Raw genomic sequence first — 19296 nt, forward strand, 5'->3', positions numbered from 1 at the left:
CCTCTATGCCACATTCCACCAAAAATCACAATCAACATGACAAAAACGACTATGCTAATGCCAATTCACTAGGTGAGCGTGTGCCTGTGATACCTCATAATGGATGCATATTTTAAGACATTGAATAAATTGCTGGTGATGCTATGAACACCTTTCCATTATTTTTTAAACTAGAAAACCGCAAGGTACTGATCGTGGGCGGCGGCGATGTAGCGCTGCGTAAGGCAGATTTGCTTAGCCGTGCTGGGGCTGCTATTACCATTCTAGCGCCAGATATCAGCACTGAGATACAAGCCTTGCTCTCAGACGATAAGCACGAGCTGATTTATAAAAATTATAATAAATCCTATATGACAGGTGCACGAGTCATCATTGCGGCGACTGATGATGAGACGCTCAATCATCAAGTTCACGCTGACGCTACCGCGCTCAACATCCCCGTCAATGTGGTTGATACCCCGCATTTATGTGACTTTATCTTTCCCGCTATCGTCGATCGTAACCCCATTATCATTGGCATCTCATCGAATGGCAAAGCGCCGGTGCTGGCACGTCTACTGCGTGCACGTCTTGAAACTCTAATTCCGCAAGGCTATGGCAAATTGGCCAAGCTGGCTGGTGAGTTTCGTAGCGAGGTAAAACGTAAAATCCCAACCCTGACAGGCCGTCGGCAGTTTTGGGAGCGTGCCTTTGAAGGTCAGGTCAGTGAGCTGATGTTTGCCGGTAATGAGCGTGAGGCCAATGCGCAGTTACAAAAAGACTTAGACAGCACAGTAGCAGCGCTTAAAAACAGTATTAATCATAGCGTTGACCCTGATGCCCATAACCCTGCTAATAGCCCTGCTACAACGTCTAGCCAGCATTCACAGGGCCACAGCACAGAATCACTATCGGCCTTTGTCCCTGTAGCAACAGATAAGTTAACGACTACTCAACATACTGCTATTGTTGGTGAAGTCTATATCGTCGGTGCAGGGCCTGGTGATCCAGAGCTTTTGACGTTTAAGGCGCTGCGTCTGATGCAGCAAGCAGACATCGTCTACTATGATGCCCTAGTCTCTCCGCAAGTATTGGATCTGTGCCGCCGCGATGCCGATAAAGTGTTTGTCGGCAAAAAGCGTAGCAACCATGCGGTCGCGCAATTAGGCATCAACGAGCTGCTCATCAATAGCGCCAAACAAGGTCGCCGTGTGGTACGTCTAAAAGGTGGCGATCCCTTTATCTTTGGGCGTGGCGGCGAAGAGATTGAAAGCTTGCGGGCGCATGGGGTACCTTATCAAGTGGTACCAGGTATCACCGCTGCCAACGCTGCCGCCAGCTATGCTGGTATTCCCCTTACCCACCGTGATCATTCGCAGTCGGTGCGTTTTGTCACTGGGTTTTTAAAGGCGGGTGCGCCCAATGAGAAGTTTGAAAACTTACTTGATACCAATGAAACCGTGGTGTTCTATATGGGTCTGCATTCGCTGGCACGGTTGACGACAGGTTTGATAAACGCTGGCCGCTCGTCTGAGACACCGATTGCCATCATCTCCAATGCCAGCATGCCCAATCAGCAAGTATTAACTGGTACGCTTGAGAGTATCGTGGAGCTGCAAGAACAAAACCAGCTGCCCACGCCCGCCTTACTTATCATGGGAGATGTGGTGGCGCTGCATGATGATTTGGCGTGGTACAACAAACATAATAAAAATACTGGCGCTACAGAAGATAATTGGTTACGTACAGGAACAGCTATCACGGACCAAGATGCAAAAAAACCGATAGACCAGCAAGCCCATGCGCTATCTATGATCGCTAATTTGGCTGCTCAGCAAGAAGAGGATTTAGAGCAGTTGGTGATTGGATAGTATTTGCTTGATTTCGAACGGACTATAATATAGCCCTGTCAATATGTTATTGGCAGGGCTTTTTATGCGCTTGTAACAAAGCAAACCACAACAATTCTTGCTAGAATGAATGCTTTCTACTCATTGCCTTTAAGCCCAATTATGCCCGCACCTACTGATACCAAATCCATGCCTATAAAACCTCTAAATATCTTACATACCTCAGATTGGCATTTGGGGCGCAGGCTCTATGGACGTATGCGCTATGATGAGTTCGCAGCGTTTTTGGACTGGCTTGCAACCACCATTAGCGAGCAACACGTAGATGTACTGATTGTCGCCGGCGACATCTTTGACACCATGACCCCGAGCAACCGAGCGCAGGCGCTGTATTATGAATTTTTGGGGCGAGTCTCACGCTCCTGCTGTGAGCATATCGTTATCGTCGCCGGCAATCATGACTCCCCAACTTTTTTGGATGCACCAAGTCATGTGCTTAAATTTTTAAACGTTCATGTCATTGGCACCGCTTGTGAAGACTTAAACGATGAGGTCTTGGTATTAGATGACACGGACGGCACGCCGCACTGTATCATCGCCGCTGTACCTTATCTGCGTGATCGTGATGTGCGCAGTAGCAGCGCTGGCGAGTCGATGGATAGCAAAGACGCCAACGTCATCAAAGGCATTCGCGCCCATTATGATGACGTTGCGAGCATTGCTAAAGTAAAACAAGCTGAATTGGCCGAAGTACACCAACGCCATATTCCGATCATTGCCACAGGGCATTTGTTTGCGGCTGGCGGCACAACAACCGAAGACGACGGCGTACGTGAGCTTTATGTCGGCTCACTCGGCAAGATCTCTGCTGATATGTTTGATGAGGGCTTTGATTATGTGGCCCTTGGGCACCTGCACGTCCCGCAGCGAGTCGGCGGCCGTGAGACCATTCGCTATTCAGGTTCGCCGATTGCCATGGGTTTTGGTGAGGCACGCCAGCAAAAACAAGTGTTGCTCATACAGTTTGGCGCAGTAGAAAATGTGTTTAATGATAAAAAACCAACGTCAAACAATACCGCTGCTCATACTGTTGCAATCAATGTGCCTCAGATCCCCAGTACAGTTGCCACAATTGAAAAATCAGTAGAAAAATCCGCTAAAAAAGTAGCCAATCAGGAGAATGGCTTTATGGATGATTTGTTTGGATTTGACGAACCGTCGGCCAATGACAATAAAGATGAGGTGGCAAAAGTTGCTGTCATAGAAAGCGCTTCTGCTAGTCAAGACGAACACAATCAATTACTGCCTATTGATGTCGCTCCTACTAATAAAATGCTGTACCGTAATGATTCTAATCAGATGCAAGTGACCTCCCTATCCATTCCAAAATTTCAAAGATTGGCACAAGTCTCAGGTGATCTACAGTCTATCCAACAGGCGATTAATAGTACTACTCAGTCTTTAGATGACACGGAGTCTGTTTGGCTCGAAGTGATTTACACAGGTGACGAGCTGGTCAGCGAGTTACGTGAGCATATTCAGGCAATGGTAGATGGCTTGCCGTGTGAGGTACTAAAAATAAAAAATACCCGTACCTATAATAAAGTGCTAAATCAGCAGCAAACCTCTGAGACACTACAAGACTTGGATGAGGAAGAGGTGTTTGAGCGCTGTTTGCTTCTTAACGAGGTCGCAGATGAACAAAAAAACGCCCTGCGAGAAGCCTATCAGCAAATCATATATAACCTGCGTCATGAAGACACTCAGGCGGAATAACAGCCGCTCATGTCAACTACTTTGATAACCACTCTATAGACCTATCTAAAAATAAGACCTGCCCATGCGACTGATTGAACTGCGACTAAAAAACCTCAACTCCCTAAAAGGCGAATGGCACATTGATTTTAGTGATCCCGCTTTTCTGAATGAAGGCATCTTTGCCATTACTGGGCAAACGGGCGCTGGCAAGACCACCATCTTAGATGCGATTTGTTTAGCACTCTATAGCCAAACGCCACGATTGGGCGATATTACTGGTTCAACCAACGAGATCATGACCCAAGGTACGGGTGAATGCTCAGCAGAAGTCATCATCGAGATCGACTCTACACGTTATCAATGCTACTGGTATCAGCACCGTGCGCACAAAAAAGCCAAGGGTAACTTATTACCGATTAGACATGAGATCAGCGAGGTCAAAACTGGCAAGATTTTAGAAGAAAAAAAGTCCAAGACATCCGCTTATATCCAAGACCTTATCGGTATGGATTTTAATCAGTTCACCCGCTCCATCATGCTGGCTCAAGGCAGTTTTGCCGCGTTTTTGAAGTCGGATATCGGTGATAGAGCAGCAATATTAGAAAAAATCACCGGCACTGCCATCTATGCCAAAATATCGCTCAATGTCCATGAGAGACACCGTACTGAAAAAGAAGCGCTTGGCAAACTACAGGCAGGCGTGGATAGCCTATCTTTACTGAGTCCTGAAGATGAAAAACGACTGGCAGCAGAGCTTGAGACGCTTAACCAGCAACAAAGTAAGCAGCGCCAACGCTTTAAAACCGTAAGTGAGCAGCTGCAGTGGCTGGAGCAGGTTGAGCAGCTACAGCAGAGCCTTGCGAGTTATCAAGAAGATTTTTCCGCAGCACAGCATGCACAGATAGAATTTACTCCAGAGGCCAAACGCTTGGAGCTGGCCAGTAAAGCTTTAGAGATTGACAGCCAGTTTCATAAGCTTGGCTATAGCCGAGAGACGGTCAATCGGCTTAGCAGTGAACAACATCAATTACTCAGTAATATTCCATCTCAGCAAGCAGTGCTTGTACAAGTTACGACCCATTTAAACGATATCACTACCATTGAAAAACAAGCAACAGATAATCTGCAAACTACTCTGCCTGTTATTGCAAAGACACGCGAATTGGATGCTGAGATAAAACAGCAATTTCACTCTTTGGCAAACGACAAACAACGTAAAGACGACTTAGTCAATAATACGCAACGATTACATCAAGAAATAGCCAGACACAGCCAAACAGAGCAAGAGACGAAGACTCAGCTTGGCAGTCTAGAAAAGTATTTTGATGATTATCAAGAGCTAAACGACCTCGATACAGACATGGCCACCTTTGATAGCAGCTGTGGCCGACTAAAGACGCTGCTAAAAGATAATGTCGGCTTGACTACGGATAAACTTGCGTATGACCATCGAGCCAGCCAGCTACAAGCTGATTTCGATAAGCTGTCTAAGCAACAAGATTCAGATAGTTTATTAATAACCAAGCAACGCGAGCAACTTGCCAGCGTACAACAGCAGCAAGCCGCACTTGTCGAAGCACAATCGCTTGCAAGTATGCGTCATGAGCAAGAGCAAGTCGACCAAATCAACACTCAGATTGCCCAAGCCAGCTTTAAATTACAGCAGCTGTCCGATCTTGTCCGCCAAATCAAAAACACCAAACGTTCACTACCGACGCTCAATAAAGAATTAACGACCTTAGAAGGACTCATTGCTGATCATCGATCAGACATTCAAGACGCCAAACTCAAGCGGCAAGAAAAGCAAGAGCATCTGAGTCTACTACAAAAGGTCGCTAAGCTTGAAGACTACATCGCAGAGCTTGAAAATGGATCGCCCTGCCCGCTTTGCGGCGCCACTGAGCATCCTTATGGTAAGCATCATCCACTATTAGACCGCAGTCACCAGGATACCAGCCAACACCAACTATCTAAAACGCAACACACCCAGCAAAAAATCGCTGAACTAGAGACCGTTATTGACAACCTTGAGCAAGCGTTATCGACATACAATATCGAATATGCCACCAAAAAACAGACGCTGAATAACCAGCAGCAACAACTGGCGCCACTACAGCAACAATCTAAAACCTTACATGAGGATATCCAGTCTGACCTACATTCGCTATTTGAGACTAAGAACGACTACTCTGAAGCAATCGCAGCAATTATCGACCCACTTACGCAGATAAACGATAACATTGATGCGGTTACTGCGAACCTAGAGCCTAGCTTAACCTTATTAGATACCGCCAAACACGATCTAACTGAACATAAACAGTCTCTTAAAACCATAGTAATCGAATATGACAATTTAACTGAAAGTGCGACAAAACTCAGTACGGCTATTGAAGCTGATGAAAAAAAGCAACAAGCGGCCAGTCATGACATTAACAACCTGACAACTGACATTAAGCTTAACTCACAAAAAATTAATGGGATAAAAGATAAGATCACTGCTAATTTCTCAGAATTAACGCCTCTGCTGAGCACCATTTCAGCCCTGGTAAATAAGTATCCCATGGACCAACATAAAGCATACTTAACCACAGCGCTCAATACGGCAGACTTATCTGACGCACTTACGCAGTTGGGTCATAGTTTTGATAAGCAAACCGTAATAGACAGCGCAGCATATGACCGTCATATTGAAAAACTGCGGCAACAGCGCAGCGCTTTAAGTCAGTTAAAACGACAATTCAATGAGCAAAAAAACAGCCAACAGCAGCTGACCAACACCTTGAGCGGCCTGACTGCGCAGATTGAAACCAAGCAAGCACAGCTGCACAGTGATGAAACAGCGCTCAACGAGCTAGAGCGCTTAATTGCTCATAAGACCAAGACTATCGAACAATTAAAACAAGATAGAACAGAGATTTTTGCAGATAAAGATACAGATGATGAAGAAAATAAATTGCGCAATGCTGTCGATGCTGCTAAAGATAAGCAAAGAGTAGCGCAAAGGCAGCTAGATACCGTACAACAGTCATTAGAACAATTAAAGAGTAGAGAGGAGCAACTAGCAACAGAGCTACAGTCGGCGACGACCACGCTGAATACGCAGCAAAGTATCTTTACAGACTTACTCACAGCGTCCGATTTTGTCGATGAAGCCGCTTTTGTCAAAGCCCGCTTGCCCAAAGAGGAGCGTGACGCCCTACATAGACGTAAAGTAGCGATCGATACTGCGCTGCATCAAGCTCAGCTGCAGCTGGACAGTACGCAGCAAGCACTGACGCAAAGTCTTGCTGCGCCTATGACGGATGCAAGCCGAGAGCTCCTTGCTGACCAATATCAGCAGATACAAACAGACATCGACGAGTTAAACCAAAAAATCGGGGCGATTGACCAAAAGCTTAAAGACAACGAGCAGCAAAAAAATACACAAGCGGCGCAGCTGATCGCCATTGATGAGCAAAGACAAAAGCTACAAGTATGGCAGCAGCTGCATATGTTAATTGGCTCGGCTGATGGCAAAAAGTATCGTACCTTTGCCCAAGGCCTAACGTTTGAAGTCATGATTGGCCATGCCAATACGAAATTGCAAAAGATGAGCGACCGTTATTTGCTGATTCACGACGACAGCAACCCGCTTGAGCTGAATGTCATTGACAACTATCAAGGCGGTGAGGTTCGTAGCACCAAAAACCTCTCCGGCGGTGAAGGCTTTATCATCAGCCTAGCACTGGCACTTGGGCTGTCGCAAATGGCCAGTCATAATATCCGTGTCGATTCGTTATTTTTGGATGAAGGTTTTGGTACGCTTGATGAAGACTCACTTGATATCGCACTCGACACTTTAACCAATTTGCAGCAAGAAGGTAAATTGATCGGAATCATCTCCCACGTACAGGCGTTAAAGGATCGTATCTTGACGCAAATCAAGGTCGAAAAACTCTCAGGCGGCTTTAGCCAAATCAGTGGTCAAGGCTGCTATCATCTTGGCCATTAAGTCACACACCAGCAATTTATAGTAGGTTTTAAAATGAGTGCAACACCAACTAAAGCCAACAAGGATGATCGCTTATCCATCAAAAGCATGAGCCTCAAAACAGCGTGTGCTTCTTTTATGATCGCTTTCGGTATGCTCACTTCTGCTCACGCCACCATCAATTGTGCCGGCTATCTGCCCAATAGCTATTTTGAGCGTATCGAAAACAATGTTAAATTCGCTGGCAAACTGACTGAACAAGCCGATGGGTCGCAGCAGCTACAAGACCTAAACGGCAACGTTATCTTAGACAGTCTCACCGATGCGTATATAGTAATGGATACTTATTTACTGGCCAAACAGCAAGGTCAATATGGCGTGGCAAACGCTGCTGGCGAGATTATTGTGCCTTTTGAGTATGATGAGATTCACATCGAGCCAGATATTGCCACCAGCTTTATCGTCAGTGTGGGTACTACAGGCATCGCCGACAATAGCGAAAACACCAGCAAGCAAGGCATTATCAATCGGCATGGTAATTGGATTTATCCATTAGCTGATGCTCGTATTCAGCATGCGCATTACGACCCTGATTATGATCAAGACTTCTTTACAATCACTGATGATAAAGGACTGACAGGGCTGCTGGATGATAGAGGGTATTGGGCAGTGATGCCGCAGTACGATTCGATGCGCTCATTAAATGCTTGTACTGGTAAGCCTCTATACTTGCACGTCAGACTACAAGATAAAACGGCACTTATTGATCAAAATAACGACATCATCATTCCACTGGCAACCAACCAACATATTGAGTTGTTTAACAGCTATGGTGAGGTGCCATTATTTTTGCGCAGTACTTTGGTCGCTGGTAGTACCGCCGAGGGCATAAGCGAGGATATTCAAGACGATATCGAGAGTGCCCAAATTATTGATGCCAATGGCAAACTGATTCTCTCATCAGACGCCCCGATTAAAAAGCTGTTATATCATCAGCTCTATATCTATAAACAGGCTGGCAAGATTGGTCTGATCAATGATAAAGGCAATGTCGTATTAGAGCCACAATTTAACAGTTACCGTGATGACGCAGATGAGGTATGGCTTGAAAAGCAAGGTAAAATGCTGCGTTTAAAACATCTTATTAACCCTGAGTGAACTCAACTAAGTTCAACCAATAAAAAGCCACCGCTAATCATTAGCGGTGGCTTTGGTTTAAAACATAAGACTGTTTTCGGGTTATCTTCTTAGCTCTTCATTGACTTCTTGTTGCACCAACTCTATCTGATTACGCAGCCTATCAGAGATTTTATTGGGCAGATCATTCAGCTTTTTAAGTTTGAATGAAAGATAAACACTAAAAACACCACTGGTAATCAAGGCCAAACCTGTCCAAATAAGCACCGTCATGCCAGAGAGGATAGGATTCCAGATTAATAAAAAAGCGAATATTAGTCCCAGTACCCCGATCAGCATCAACACGCCCCAGTCTGAGATGCCATAGCGCTTCAAGTCAACGGCATAACCGATGGCGCTAATAGAACGAAATAGAATTAAAAACCCGACATAAAACGCCAAAGAGATCATAGAAATGGCGGGGTTGATGAACAGTAACATACCAACGGCTAAGGTCAAAATACCAAAGCCCAGTGTCCAGCCCCAGTTGTCTAACACGTCTTTATTGGCGATAGAAAACACGATCTCGAATATACCTGAAAGCAAAAACGAGAGACTAAATAATAAAGCCAGCGCTAAATAAGACGCTTCTGGCGAAACAAAAGTATAAACCCCCAACCCAATGAGAATCACCCCAACGATAAGCGGTATATACCAGTGTTTGACTGAGTTTCTAATGGTTCTAAAGATATGCGTACTCATGACCTCCCCTTTATCACTCTTTTATGATGTTATAAATAATAAGAGAATGATAAAGGATAGCAGCGACTGCTGTGTCCATCCTTTACCAAATAGCCTATTTTGTCACCAAACTACTCAACTCGCTCATCAGCACGGACAATGTCGATAAACCAATCTCACCATCGATGGCGTCAAGCTTATCCATTTCAGCCTCAGTCGCTGCCAATTGGTCTGTATGACGCGAGCGCCATTCACTAAAGGCTTGCTTGGCATCTGGTTTTGAGAGTATCGCGTCCATCAGCATACGTAGGCTACGTGACAGCTCATTGACTAACGCATGACGCGCGCGGCGATCCCAATAGTCTTGCTGCGGTAAGGTGGCGATATTATCCATCATCCAATCGAGCTGCAAGACATGATACGCCTCGAAGTACAACGTGGCGATTTTATCGACAGGGCGCTCATATTGCTCAGCGAGCAATGCTGCATCTAGCGCATCCACGTGATATGGCAACATCGCAAACATCGTTGCATCATTTTCGGCCAAATCTTCTTGCATCAAGCTTGTGGCATCTTCTTGCAAATACTCGGCAAATTGCTGCTCAATAAACCCACCAGATTTGGTCAATTTTTCCACACTGTCGCTAAAGCGGCCAATCATATCAGCGACTTGTAAGTCTTGACCAAAGGCATTGATAAACCAGACCACGCCATGCTCTAGTGCATCACGCAGACGCAGCTCTAGATTTAATAACAACGTGGCGTCCACTTGATTGTCTAACACTTCAAGCGTTTTCCATGCTTTGGAGATATTAAAGACATCACGGCTGATGGCGTAACCGCGCACGATGGTTGCCAGTGACTGCCCCGTCTCTTCATACAGGCGGAACAGCGCCTCGATACCCAACCGGTTGACCACACTGTTGGTCAGGTAGGTGCTGATGATCTCACGGTGCAAGCGGTGCTGGGTCATCTCATCAAAGAAACGCGTCGCCAGCTCATCAGGGAAGTATTTGCGTAGCTCATTGATAAAATATGGCTCATCTGGCAAATCAGACAATAGCAAGTTGTCATACACCCACATTTTTCCATACGCTAAGACGACTGCCAGCTCAGGATTGGTAAGGCCTACCCCAGCTTTTTGGCGTTTAGCAATCTCTTCATCCGATGGTAAATACTCAATAGCGCGGTCCAGACGACCTTCGCCCTCTAGCATTTGAATAAACCGCTGATGATCGCTTAAGTTGGCGGCTGCACGGATATGACTGAGCTCAATCGCTTGGGGCTGTAGGTAGTTTTGGCGCAGTACCAGCTCGGCCACGGTATCCGTCATGGACTCTAGCAGCTCATTACGCTGCTTTAGGGTCATATCACCTTGCTCAACGACTTTGCCAAGCAATATTTTGATATTGACTTCATGGTCTGAGCAGTTGACCCCGCCTGAGTTGTCGATCGCATCGGTATAGATGCGCCCGCCCGTCTGTGCGTACTCGATACGCCCTTGCTGGGTAAAGCCTAAGTTGCCGCCCTCACCGACGACCGCCGTGCGCAGCTCACCACCATTGACCCGAACAGCATCATTGGCGCGGTCGCCGACATCGGCGTGCGTCTCGTTTTCACTTTTGACATAGGTACCAATACCGCCGTTCCAGATCAGATCGACAGGTGACTTTAGTAATGCGCTGATCAGCTCATTGGGTGCCAAGCTATCTTCGCTGATATCAAACAGCGCTTTCATCTCAGTACTGATAGGGATGCTCTTATCGGTACGTGAAAACACGCCGCCACCTTGGCTAATAAGCGATTTGTCATAATCATCCCACGTCGAGCGCGGCATCTCAAACAAGCGCTCACGCTCTGCAAACGACGTCGCAGTGTCTGGGTTAGGGTCGATAAAGATATGCAAATGGTTGAAGGCGGCGACCAGCTTGGTGTGGGTGGATCTAAGCATGCCATTACCAAAGACATCACCGCTCATATCACCGATACCGACTACAGTAAAGTCATCGCGGTTTTGGATATCCATGCCGCGCATACGGAAGTGACGCTTGACCGACTCCCAGCCGCCTCGGGCAGTGATACCCATGGCTTTGTGATCATACCCAACCGAGCCACCAGAGGCAAAGGCATCATCGAGCCAAAAGTTATACTCGCTTGCTAAGCTATTTGCAATATCAGAAAAACTTGCTGTGCCTTTGTCAGCGGCGACGACCAAGTACGGATCATCTTCGTCATGACGCACGGTGTTGGCTGGCGGGACGATTTTTCCATCGACGATATTGTCGGTGACATCAAGCATACCGCGCAGGAATGTCTGATAGCAGGCAATTCCTTCTGCTTGGAAGGCATCGCGGCCATCAGCCATGGTTTTGGTTTTGACGATAAAACCGCCCTTGGAGCCGACAGGAACGATCACCGCGTTTTTGACCATCTGCGCTTTGACCAAGCCGAGCACTTCGGTACGAAAGTCTTCCATACGATCTGACCAGCGCAGACCGCCGCGTGCCACTTTACCGCCGCGCAGATGCACCGCTTCTACGCGCGGCGAGTAAACAAATATTTCAAACATGGGCTTAGGCTTGGGCAGATTGGGGATATCGGCTGCCAAAAACTTAAACGACAAGCGGTCTTTACGCTGACCCTCGCTATCGGTTTGATAGAAGTTGGTACGAACCATCGCTTTGATGAGATCCAAATACCAACGCAAAATACGGTCTTCATCGAGGCTATCGACATCCGCCAGCGCTGATAAGATCTGCTCTTCGATCTCAGCGGTTTTTTTGACGCGACTCTCATCATCATGCTTGGGGTTCATGCGCGCATCAAACAGGCTACCGAGTGCCACACTGATGTCACTGTTTTTGACCACCGTTTGCTGGATATAGGTACTAGAGAACGGCGCACGAGCTTGTACCATATAGCGTGATAAGGCGCGCAGCACTACCACATCAAAGGTATCTAGCTTGGTCGTGAGCACCAGCTCGTTAAACGAGTCACTCTCGACCCGCCCTGCCCAAATCTGCTTAAGGCTGTCCTCAAACTGACCGCGCACCACTTGCATATTGACCGCATCCACGTGTTCGAGCATAAGCTCATACTCTTGCATCCAGATGGGCTGCTCTGGCAAGTCAAATTCATATGTCTGCGCCGATATCACCGACACCCCAAAATTCTCAAGGATAGGCAGTACTTTTGATAAGATAACTGGCTGCTCGCGGCCGTAGAGCTTTAAGTGTAGCTGATTGCTAGCGTCGCCTGTTGATTGGTATAGGTGCCAAATCATCGGCTGCTCATCCAAGATTGCCAAGCGTTTGATGTCCTCCACACCCGTACGCGCATCAAAGCGCTCTTGATACGCGGCTGGGATATGGCTCATAAAACGGCGGTTTAGGGCATTGGCCTGCTGCTCGCCGACATTATCTAGCAGCATTTTTTGGTAATTGTCGCTCCAAGATTGCATCAGCGCTGAGAGCTTGTCTTCAAGCGCGGCGGTATTGACCTCTTTTACTTGACCTGGCACGGTGCGCACATGGACGTGTACGCGGGCATGGGCCGATTCATTGAACTCCGTGGTAAAGCCAGATGATGTGCCACCATAAGCTTCTTTTAATACGTTTTGCACCTTGATACGCAGCTCAGTGTTGAACTTATCGCGCGGGATATAGACCAAACAGGAGACAAAGCGCTGATAATGATCGACGCGGCTAAATAAGCGTAGGCTTTTTTTGTCTTGTAGCTGACTGATGCCAGAGACGATAGGATAGAGCTCTTCTACGCTGGCTTGAAACAGATCATCGCGAGGCAAGGTGTTGATGACATGCATCATTTTGTGATGGGCGTGACCATCGCGCGGTAGATCCGCCATTGCCATGATTTTATTGGCTTTTTCTCGCAGTAGCGGTATTTGCTGCACAGTGAGCTGATAGGCTTGTGAGGTCAGTAGTCCAATAAAGCGATATTCACCGACCAGCTTGCCGTTGTCATCGAACTTATGAATACCCAAAAAGTCCATATAAACAGGGCGATGTACAGGCGAGACTCGGCTTGATTTGGACAGCATCAAGACGCGCGGCTCGGTCAGCAGCTGCTTTAGGACGGTGGGCAGTTGGCTAAAGCTTTCTGATAGCTTGTCTTCCTTAGCGCCGCGCAGTAGCCCAAGGCCACTATTGCCGATCGCAAACAAGTCTAAGTCCGTAGGCTTATCATGAGAGTTAGCGTTGTCCTTATTATCGACACTATCTACATCTACCTCGATGGCTTGCCCGCCCTCCAGACGATACTCGCGGTAGCCCAAGAAAATAAAATGATCGTCCAATATCCATTCTAAAAACGCCTGAATCTCTTGCTGAGAATAAAACACCTCTGGCAAGGGCTTGCAGGCCAGCTCGTTTTTGACTTCCATCAACTGCGTACGCATTTGTTTCCAGTCGCCAACAACCGCATCGAGTGTGTCGATTTTATTTAATAGCATTTGCTGGAGGGCGGCTAAGTCTTCACTGTCCTGATAGGCGATTTCGCAATGAATCATCGACAGGTGCGAGGTGGCGCTTTCGTGCGCGTTATGAATATGTGTGAGATTGCCCTCATCGTCGCGCTCGACATTGATAATGATGTTGTACGTACGATGAACATCGATACCTTCAGACTCTAGGCTCATCAAAATCGTGTCGACCAAAAACGGGCGATCATAGGCGACGATTTGAATGACGGTATGTGAGCTATGAAAATGCTGCTCTTCGGCCTTCGGGTTGAGCACCGACAATTGCGGCTTGCTGCCATCGTAAGCTTTGAGCAAAGTAAAGTGATGAAGCGCCATGCCAGCTAAGTCAGCATTGCTGATAGCCTTTGCCGTCTCTTGATGGAGCGGCTGATAATAGCTATGAATAAAGCGATCGAATGACGATTTATCCTTTTGTACATAACTGGTGGCGATATCGCTTATCTGGCTGATGCGCTCTTCGGCGATATTCAGAGAGTTTGGCATGTCCTTTGTCCTTTTTTATATATGTAGCATACTGATATTTATTTGAATTTATTAATCTGTGCTATTTCGCTGTCCATAACGCTATCGTTTTTTATGTCTGATTTATGTGGATTTTCTCCTTTTTGACGCGTCTGTTTAAAAACATAGAGCCGGTCAGACTTAACACCGTCAATCTATGGCAGTTTAACGCACCTCAGGCGTCAGCTAAAGTGTACAACATCATTTCATGAATCAGCGCGATGTCGATAACCTTTAATAATGAAACAGTCAGTGGTTTTGGAATCAGATGGTGCAATATAGGCTAGCGGGCGGATACTCATGGCAATCGCTGCGCTTTTTTTGTTAGAATACGGCAGTATATTTAACAGTGCGTCAATGATTCACATTTCTTGCTGAACACGGCGAATACTAAAGGCAATAATACTAAGGGCAAAATGTATGATGAATATTTTGGTGATTGGTTCAGGTGGCCGCGAGCATGCGCTGGCATGGCAATGTGCAAAAGACGACACTGTCAAAAATGTCTACGTCGCACCAGGTAATGCAGGTACTGCTCTAGAGCCTAAGTGCCAAAATGTCGTATTAAATGACACCAATGGCGAGCACAGCGGTGTGATTGAGTTTTGTCAAGCCAATGCCATCGATATGGTCATCGTTGGGCCCGAGGCACCGCTGGTCACAGGCATCGTCGATGCTTGCCGCGATGCTGGTATCAAAGCGTGGGGGCCGACGGCATATTGCGCGCAGCTAGAAGGCTCAAAAACCTTTGCCAAAGAATTTATGGCGCAAAACAACATCCCAACCGCCGCCTATCAAGGCTTTACCGATGCCGCTGCTGCCAAAGCTTATATCGATGAGCAAGGCGCGCCGATTGTCATCAAAGCAGACGGTCTGGCCGCAGGCAAAGGCGTTATCGTAGCAGAGACGATCGAACAAGCCTACGAAGCCATCGATGATATGCTGGCGGACAACAAGTTTGGCGATGCTGGCAGCCGCGTGGTAATTGAGCAGTTTTTGCAGGGCGAAGAAGCCAGCTTTATTTGTATGATTGATGGTGACAACATTTTGCCTATGGCGACCAGCCAAGATCACAAACGCGCTTATGAAGGTGACACAGGCCCTAACACTGGCGGCATGGGTGCATACTCTCCTGCCCCCGTCGTCACCCAAACGGTGCATGATAAAGTAATGGCAAAAGTGATTCAGCCTGTGGTTGATGCCATGAAAGCTGCAGGTCATCCTTATACCGGATTTTTATATGCTGGTCTGATGATTGACAAATCAGGCGACCCTTATGTTATCGAGTTCAACTGCCGTTTTGGTGATCCAGAAACTCAGCCAATCTTGATGCGCCTGCAGTCATCAATGGTCGACTTGGTCGCGCAAGGGCTGGCAGGTCAGCTGCCGAGTGCTGCCAAATGGGACACGCGCCCTGCTCTTGGTATTGTCATTGCCTCTAAAGGCTATCCTGAAAGCTCATCGAAAGGCGATGTCATTGCAGGCTTGCCAGAGCTTGATACCGACAATGCCAGCTCAGTCAAAGTCTTCCATGCTGGCACCGCGTTTTCTGACGCAGAGGCGCAAGATCAAAACGCCAATCATCAAAAAGAAGTCGTGACCAACGGTGGCCGCGTCCTATGCGTGACCGCCTTGGCAGATAACATCTCGGACGCGCAGCAAGCGGCGTTGGCAGTCACTGGTGCGATTAGTTTTGATGGGGCGCAGTATCGCCGTGATATTGGTCATCATGCTATCGCTCGCGAAAACAGCCGCTCATAAAATGGCGATAAATGTGGGCCAACTTTAGCCTACCGCATTTGCTGTTTTAGCTTATTATCGTAACTCTGATCAGATCTAGTGTCATGCTAGATCTGATTTTCTTTATGCTGCATCGCTGCATCTGTGATGACTAGCCGCATGCACTGAGCTTACAAAGTAACTGCTATCAGAGCGCATCGCTTCATCAACCCAAGGCAGTTTCTATGATACAATTTTGTACCGACCATCGCATGTCCCTTGTATTGTAGGTTTTATGCCCGCAAATCAATAGCAACCGGATGAATGATTATATTTATGGCACACGATACGTCTAAACCCTCTAGTACCAAGCACTCTATCGATAACCTAAAAACCTCAGGGTTTGAGCGCCGGATGTCGATTGCCAAAACCTCCTTAAATATTGGGCGTCGTTGGGCGGGCAACAGCGTGTCTGGTATGTTTTTAAATAAAGAAGCACGCACCGCACGCAACCAAGCCTTTATGGAGACACAAGCAAACTATCTTGCTACCGAGCTTGGCAAACTAAAGGGCTCCGTGGTCAAAATCGGCCAGATGCTCGCAATATATGGTGAGCACATACTGCCTCCCGAGATTACGCGTGCGCTGCAAACGCTCAATGACGATACCGCCACGCTATCATGGCCAACGATTGAGCAAACGCTTCATACATTGTTGGGTGATAAAATAAGCGAGCTGACGATTGATCCGACCCCTATCGGTACAGCGTCTTTGGCTCAAGTACACCGTGCCACCGTCATTGCCACAGGTGAGCAAGTCGTGCTAAAAGTACAGTATCCAGGCGTCGCGGATGCCATCAACTCAGACTTGGCTTTGTTTAAACAGTTATTAAAGGTTAGTAACATCGTGCCGCAAACGCGAGCGCTTGATGCTTGGTTTGAGGAGATACGCGACCTACTCCATCATGAGGTAGATTACGAAGCAGAAGCGGCCACGACAGAGCGTTTTTATGAGCGTCTAAAAGATGATCCACGTTATATCGTACCCAAAATCAATCGCACGTATTCTAAAAAACGTCTGCTGTGCATGTCCTATGAGCCAGGAATCACAGTGGTTTCTACATCGCTGCAACAGTTGTCGCATCAGCGCCGTAACGCCATTGGTCAAGCCGCTATCGAAATCATGATGAAAGAGGTTTTTGTTTGGGGTGAGATGCAGACAGATCCTAACTTCGGTAACTATCTGGTACGCGTTAGTGAAAACGAAGACGATATCGACAAATTGGTGTTGTTGGATTTTGGCGCGATACGTCAGTTTGACAATCACCTCTTGAGCATCGCTCATGGTTTACTAAAAGCTGGCTATCACCATGACCATCAGTCCATGATGCGAGCCATGACTGGTTATGACTTCTTTGATAGCATGAGTCAAAAGGTCAAATCTGATATCGCTGCTCTATTCCTATTGGCCACAGAACCCTTTAGCAATCCTGCGACCAACCCTGATATTCCAGCGGAATGTCTAGATGCTGACAGCCGCTATATTTGGGCAAATAGTAAATTGCATTCTCGCCTCTCATCAAAGGCTAGTCGTGCCATGCAGTCTTTTGAATTCAATTTACCACCAAAAGAGTTCATGTTTATCAGTCGTAAGTTTATTGGTGCATATACATTTTTGACAGTACTAGATGCTTATACTGATTCTGATAAATTGGTAAAGCCTTATTTATAATTCTAGCGATTTTTGCTTAAATTTAAGCACCACTTTTTAACCGCTTTCTTTTAGAGGCGGTTTTATTTTATTCAATTTTATCTGCTTAGGCTATTTTATATAGTTTATTTAGCCTTGTAGGTTTATGCAAGCTTTGTTCTCTATTTTTACTTAGGCTATTCTTAACTTTTATGAGTACTTAGATTCGCTCGCCATTGATCAAATCTGGTATTGTAGCCGGCAGGCTTACGCATACAGAGCTCCCAGCATATCTCACCGCGCGCCAGATACTTCACTTCGAAGTGGGTACGCTGGCTATCTTGTGATACCTTGTAGCGCTCATTGGGTAAGCACCATACTTTCGTCGCCTGCTGCTCGGCATTATCCATATATTTCTCAATATTGGTGGCCAATATGATCTCTCCACCTACCTGCAAACGTGATAATAAAAACTCAAAAAACGGCATGTTTAACCACTGCTGATTGGGGTTATGCTGCTCAGGATTGGGGTACAGAATAAAGATCTTGGCGATACTATTCGGCTCTATCGCATGGACAATCCAGGCGATCGCATCAGCATGTATCGCATCTAGGTTCGGCAATGCTTGGCGCTCGGCCAATTTTGCAAAAGCATCGAATTTGTTGCGCGTACGCTCAATGGCAATCAAGTGCTGGTCTGGGTGCTCGGCGGCGAAGCTAAGCGCATGCTTGCCCTTCCCCGCTCCAATCTCTAAGAGTAAGGGCGCAGGGTTTGTCGTTTGTTGTATGATTGGAGGAATACAAAAGCTGCGCGGTGCTGAGAGCTTGTTTGCTTGAAAGGCACGCTGCTGTCGGTGCGTAAGCTCGATATGTTCGGTCATCTACTATCCTTAAAGCATTTGTCTTTTGCCATTATTCGGCCACATGCTATTATATAGTCAATCCGCGACAATAGTAATATAACGCTGGCAAGTCATGCTTCCCACCTCCCTGTTTTGGGAATGTCTTCTTATCAAAAAAGCGATAAAACTGAGATAGATAACCATCAAACAAATAGCACTGATACCTTCATGCTATCTGGTCTGGCAAACCTTTAGACGTTTTTTGCTATTTGTCGTTTACTCGGCAGACTGAGGGCGCATTTTAGCAGCATTAAATTGGCCTCAATCAGCTCATGACTGACCCATACGCTTGCCAAGCTGATAATCATAAATTTAAGGATGCATGTATACCGACTATGACCGAATCAACCTCCAACCCAGCCAATTCAAGTAATCCAAGTACGCGCCCCAAGACTTATCCTTGCCCCCGCTGCGGCACGCAGACCGCTTGGCAAGACAATAAGTACAAGCCATTTTGTAGCAGTCGATGCAAACTGATCGACCTAGGCGCTTGGGCAAACGAAGAATACACCTTACCTGCAGAAACCACGCCTTTTTCTGACGAACTCTAACACTTACTTTTTTACTCAC

Annotated in this window: 10 protein-coding genes; 7 read left to right on the plus strand and 3 right to left on the minus strand. The window is 46.7% G+C overall.

What is annotated here, in order from left to right; genetic code table 11:
- The first annotated feature begins 143 nt into the window (after positions 1-143).
- The 4 genes from cobA (at position 144) to CAP50_RS07895 (ending at position 8715) form a co-directional block, all read left to right on the plus strand.
- Positions 144-1850 carry a uroporphyrinogen-III C-methyltransferase gene (cobA, locus tag CAP50_RS07880; RefSeq protein ID WP_100749638.1) on the plus strand — a complete coding sequence of 569 codons (1707 nt, stop codon included), beginning with the start codon at positions 144-146 and terminating at the stop codon, positions 1848-1850.
- 141 nt (positions 1851-1991) lie between these two features.
- On the plus strand, positions 1992-3605 hold the full coding sequence (locus CAP50_RS07885) for an exonuclease SbcCD subunit D C-terminal domain-containing protein (protein ID WP_241900706.1): 1614 nt from the start codon (positions 1992-1994) through the stop codon (positions 3603-3605).
- Positions 3606-3669: 64 nt separating this feature from the next.
- Positions 3670-7578 carry an AAA family ATPase gene (locus tag CAP50_RS07890; protein ID WP_100749639.1) on the plus strand — a complete coding sequence of 1303 codons (3909 nt, stop codon included), beginning with the start codon at positions 3670-3672 and terminating at the stop codon, positions 7576-7578.
- A 33-nt stretch (positions 7579-7611) separates the two neighbouring features.
- A complete protein-coding gene (locus tag CAP50_RS07895) occupies positions 7612-8715 on the plus strand; it encodes a WG repeat-containing protein (protein ID WP_100749640.1) in 1104 nt (367 codons plus the stop codon).
- An 81-nt stretch (positions 8716-8796) separates the two neighbouring features.
- Here the strand turns inward: CAP50_RS07895 and CAP50_RS07900 are convergent, their stop codons facing one another.
- Positions 8797-9435, minus strand: coding sequence for an HdeD family acid-resistance protein (locus CAP50_RS07900; protein WP_100749641.1), 639 nt, complete (start codon positions 9433-9435; stop codon positions 8797-8799).
- Between the two features lie 94 nt (positions 9436-9529).
- On the minus strand, positions 9530-14398 hold the full coding sequence (locus CAP50_RS07905; protein ID WP_100749642.1) for an NAD-glutamate dehydrogenase: 4869 nt from the start codon (positions 14396-14398) through the stop codon (positions 9530-9532).
- A 441-nt stretch (positions 14399-14839) separates the two neighbouring features.
- On the opposite strand from CAP50_RS07905, the gene purD reads away from it, so the two are divergent.
- On the plus strand, positions 14840-16177 hold the full coding sequence (gene purD / locus CAP50_RS07910; protein ID WP_100749752.1) for a phosphoribosylamine--glycine ligase: 1338 nt from the start codon (positions 14840-14842) through the stop codon (positions 16175-16177).
- Between the two features lie 294 nt (positions 16178-16471).
- The gene (locus CAP50_RS07915; protein ID WP_100749643.1) at positions 16472-17866 is read left to right on the plus strand and encodes an ABC1 kinase family protein; all 1395 of its coding nucleotides are present in this window, start codon (positions 16472-16474) and stop codon (positions 17864-17866) included.
- Between the two features lie 161 nt (positions 17867-18027).
- Here CAP50_RS07915 and CAP50_RS07920 read toward each other — a convergent pair whose 3' ends face one another.
- Positions 18028-18705 carry a DUF938 domain-containing protein gene (locus CAP50_RS07920; RefSeq protein WP_100749644.1) on the minus strand — a complete coding sequence of 226 codons (678 nt, stop codon included), beginning with the start codon at positions 18703-18705 and terminating at the stop codon, positions 18028-18030.
- Between the two features lie 356 nt (positions 18706-19061).
- Here CAP50_RS07920 and CAP50_RS07925 point away from each other — a divergent pair, with 356 nt between their 5' ends.
- Positions 19062-19277 carry a DNA gyrase inhibitor YacG gene (locus CAP50_RS07925; RefSeq protein WP_075100869.1) on the plus strand — a complete coding sequence of 72 codons (216 nt, stop codon included), beginning with the start codon at positions 19062-19064 and terminating at the stop codon, positions 19275-19277.
- The last annotated feature ends 19 nt before the right edge of the window (positions 19278-19296 follow it).

Origin of the sequence: Psychrobacter sp. L7, assembly GCF_002810365.1 — a bacterium.
GTDB classification, from domain to species: Bacteria; Pseudomonadota; Gammaproteobacteria; order Pseudomonadales; family Moraxellaceae; genus Psychrobacter; species Psychrobacter celer.